This is a genomic window from Brachyspira sp. (assembly GCF_029258575.1).
Classification (GTDB): domain Bacteria; phylum Spirochaetota; class Brachyspiria; order Brachyspirales; family Brachyspiraceae; genus Brachyspira.
This window is the reverse complement of record NZ_JARHYI010000144.1, coordinates 1-3,965: the sequence shown is the minus strand read 5'-3', so window position 1 is coordinate 3,965 and position 3,965 is coordinate 1. Positions and strand designations below refer to the sequence as shown.

Here is a 3,965-nt window from a genome sequence, read left to right as displayed (position 1 = left end):
AAAAATCAAAATTATCTATTTTTCAAAGAAAAAATAATGGCAAAAGGTCCTAATTATATATTGTATAGAATGTAATTTATATAAAAATAAGGGGCTTTAAAGCCCCTTATTTTTTGCCTTAATTTTTAATTAATAAGTGAAAAAAATAACTTTTTGCGGAAAAGAACTTGCTATCTTTTGGAACAGAGTTATTGTCATCACATAAATAATTAAAAAAGAGGTAAACAACATGATTAACTTAACATTATTTTTAATTGATTATAAACAAGGTTCAGATTTAATAAAAGAAGGAAAATATAGTTCTGCTATAACTCGCTTTGAATCTTTAATTGAAATGCTTGACGATAACAAAGATATTATATCAGATTATAAACAATTAAGAGAAAGCATTAATAATAATATAGAAGGGTGCAAGTTATTTATGAAAGGGATTTAATAATAAAAATAAGGGGCATTAAGCCCCTTATTTTTTCCTTAATTTTAAGAAATAAGTGAGAAAAAAGTTGTATTTTTGGAGGAAAAGAACTTGCTATCTTTTGGAACAGAGTTATTGTCATCACATAAATAATTAAAAAAGAGGTAATTAAAAATGAATAAACAATTAAAAAAAGAATTAGCAATAATAAAAAACAATAATGAAGAAGCTGCAAAAGCAATAAGGGAATTATTAACTAATGATAAATTAGATGTTGATTTGAATAGATATAATGCAGAAGTTAATTTTAATAATGAGGAGATAGTAAGAACTGATAAAGATAGAAATGGAAAAATAACATCTTTTTTCAGAGTATACAGCATGAGAGTAGATACTAATACAAGCGATGATATTATAAATAATTATGCAGATTTTTTAGAATTATCATCAAGAATGATGAGAAAAGAAATGCAGACAAAAATAAATAAATTATTAGGTTATTATATAACAAAAACAGAAACAGAAATAGACAATTTGAAAGTATCGTAAACCTTTTTTAATTATTTATGAATGGATACTTTATATATATAATATATAAAGTATCCAGATTATAATGTAAATACACCTTCATTTTCATAAATACTTTTTGTATCTTCAAAATGATTTTTAATCACTCTATGAAGAGCCATAATGGAGGCTACAACGCCGTCTATTCTTTTATATGATCTTCTTCTGTCAGGTTTTACAGGAAGATAATTATCTCTGCCATCTGTTTTTACTTCACAGCAGCTTATCATCCAATTAAGAACTGCATTGCTGCCATGTAAAAGTTTTCGTTCATCTATAGTTTTTTCAAATAAAGAAGTTCCCTCAGATAAACCGCCGACAGCAAAAGACTGCCTAACCTGTTCCATTTTGAAGCCCTCGCTTTCTAAGTGTGTTACTATTTCAATAGCTTTCCAAGGGTCATAAGCTATTTCTATAATTTCAAAATATGCAGCATCATTTAAAATTGAAGATTCTATTATATCAAAATCTATTATATCACCGCTTGTTAAAGTAATTAAACCTTGAGAAGCCCATAATTCATAAGGTACTCTGTCCTCTTTAGAACGCTGCCTGATATTTTCTTTAGGCATAAAGAAGCGAGGCAGAAGTGTATACGGACCATTATCAATAGAATCAAAACATAAAACATAGGCTGCTATATCTCTAGTAGTAGCTAAATCCAAACCGATGCAGGCTTTCCTGCCTTTTAGTTCATTTATATTTATATTTTGATGCGAATAAGATTTAAGCCATCTGTCAGAAGAAATCCATACTTGACTAGCCTGTGTCCAAACATTCAAGTTTTTTGTAAGTATATCAGTTCTTTGAATAGGTTTATCCAGTCCTTCCAAAAGCCTAGATTTTATATAACTATCTTTTACAGAAACATTTATATTAGGATTAGCTTGAAAAATAATTTTATTAATAAGCTCCTCTTCTTTTTTAGCTTCTTCATTTTTATTTAATTTTTCTTTATATTCAGACATAAATACCCAAATATCATTGATGTCATCAGGCTCGTATATTACAGTAAAATACTCATCATTATTTAATGAACCTTGTAATATTTGCTTAGCATATTCATATTCAGAAAAACATACTGAAGATTTATCGAATCCAGCAGTAGTAATTATAAATACAAGCGGCTGCCTTCTAGCTCCCATACCTGATTCAAGAACATTTAATAATTCATTATCAGGATGTGCATGGTATTCATCTACTATAACTAAATGCGGATTTAATCCGTCTTCAGTATTGCTGTCCTGTCCCAGCGGTTTTGATTTTGATGCAGTATCTTTTTTCTTTGTTATTGTAGAAGTTTGTTTGTATGTAACAGCTTCTTTATTAAGAGCTTTTGCTTTTCTTATTTGCCTTTCGCTTTCGCTCCATGCGATTTTTGCCTGATCTTTTTTAGTAGCTATATAATATATTTCGACACCAGCCTCTGCAGGACTATCGCAGAAAAAACAATAATTACCAATTCCAGATGCAAAAGTAGTTTTTCCATTTTTCCTACTTACCTGAACATAAGCCTTTTTAAATCTTCTTAAATTATTGTCCTTTCTCCTCCATCCGAATATGCTTGCGATTATAAACTGTTCCCAAGGCTCTAGTATGATATTATGATTTGCCCATTCTCCTTTAGTATGTACTAAAGATTGTATAAAAGTTATAGGGCGTTTAGCTTCGTTTTCATCAAAATAAAAAGGATAATCATTATTTTGATGAAGTCCGCCTTTGGCGTTAGATTTTTCTATATCATCTAAATGCCTTTTTACAGATAAAAAAGCAGCCTGACAAACAGGCAGTTGTTTATTTATAACTTTATTAATATATTCATCATAAGTATACATTTATATTTAACCATTTATCATTTTTTCAAGCGGATCATCCTCTTTATTTATATATAAAAAGTTTTTCGCAATTATTTTCTTTATTGTAAACAATAAAGAAGCTCAAAACTTTTTATTAATCTATTGATTAAGCATTTTTGATAAAACATCTTCTTCCTCTATAGTTTCAGGTGCAGGAACTTTCTTTTTAGAAGCAGGAGTTAAACCGAACTCAGTAAGCATTTTAGTATATGCTGTTATAGCTTTATGATATGCCAAATATTCGCCCATAGTTTGAGAGTTTTTACCTGCTAAATATCCCGCTATAGAACCTCCTTCATTAATCATAGCCTCATAAAGATTCATAGCATCACCATAATGCAGGCACAAAAGTTCAAAAGCTGATAAATCAGCTTCATTTAACATGTTTTTTTCAGCAAAAATAGGTGCTAGTTCTTTCCATTTTTTTAGAGAATACCCATAAAAATATTCAGGCGGAGTTGGTATTTTAACGGCTTTTTTAGGCTTGTTTTTGGCTTTTACAAGGGTTTTTTTAGCTTTTTCGGGCATTTATACTACTTCTCCTATATTTTTGTAAAAAATCTACATTAATAATAAGTAATATAATATTTTATAAATATAGAAAAAATAATTTAGGAGCTTTATATGATCAGAAAAGTAGTTATTGGAAACTGTACTTTAATAAAAGGAAATTGCGAAGAGGTTATGGAAGAATTAGAAAGCAATTCTATAAATGCTGTTGTATGTGATCCTCCGTATTTATATTTAAAGCACAAACTAGATATACCGTTTAATGAAGATAAAGTATTTGGGGAATGGAAAAGATTATTAAAAAATAATTCTATGACAGCATTTTTTGGCAGAGGAGATGCATTTTTTCGATGGAACTTAATTCTTAATCAATTAGGTTTTAAGTTTAAAGAAAATGCTGTATGGGAAAAAGAAAATGCATCAAATTATCTAAATAATTTTTTAAGAATACATGAGGATATCTCTTTTCGCAGTTTGGGAAATGCTAATTTAAGAAAAGAATATGTTGACTATTTAGAATATCAGATTAATAAAAATAAATTAGATAGAATAATAGATATTTGGAAAGGATTAAGGAGTGCATTAAAAAGCAAAGATAAAGATGATGTTATTAAATA

The 3,965-nt window shown here is 28.4% G+C and carries 5 protein-coding genes; 3 read left to right on the top strand and 2 right to left on the bottom strand.

What is annotated here, in order from left to right:
• Positions 1-229: 229 nt before the first annotated feature.
• Together Q1J76_RS11475 and Q1J76_RS11470 are read left to right on the top strand one after the other, a co-directional pair.
• Entirely contained in the window at positions 230-436 is a 207-nt protein-coding gene (locus Q1J76_RS11475) for a hypothetical protein (RefSeq protein ID WP_300378083.1), read from the top strand.
• 153 nt (positions 437-589) lie between these two features.
• Positions 590-964: a hypothetical protein gene (locus Q1J76_RS11470; RefSeq protein ID WP_300378080.1), complete on the top strand. Its 375-nt coding sequence runs from the start codon at positions 590-592 to the stop codon at positions 962-964.
• Positions 965-1,023: 59 nt separating this feature from the next.
• Here the strand turns inward: Q1J76_RS11470 and Q1J76_RS11465 are convergent, their stop codons facing one another.
• Both Q1J76_RS11465 and Q1J76_RS11460 read right to left on the bottom strand, forming a co-directional pair.
• Entirely contained in the window at positions 1,024-2,817 is a 1,794-nt protein-coding gene (locus Q1J76_RS11465) for a terminase large subunit (protein WP_300378077.1), read from the bottom strand.
• A 120-nt stretch (positions 2,818-2,937) separates the two neighbouring features.
• Entirely contained in the window at positions 2,938-3,366 is a 429-nt protein-coding gene (locus tag Q1J76_RS11460; RefSeq protein ID WP_300378074.1) for a P27 family phage terminase small subunit, read from the bottom strand.
• A gap of 96 nt (positions 3,367-3,462) precedes the next feature.
• Between Q1J76_RS11460 and Q1J76_RS11455 the strand changes: the two genes are divergently transcribed.
• Positions 3,463-3,965, top strand: a 503-nt coding sequence (locus Q1J76_RS11455) for a DNA methyltransferase (RefSeq protein ID WP_367278243.1), incomplete at its 3' end; no start/stop codon positions are given.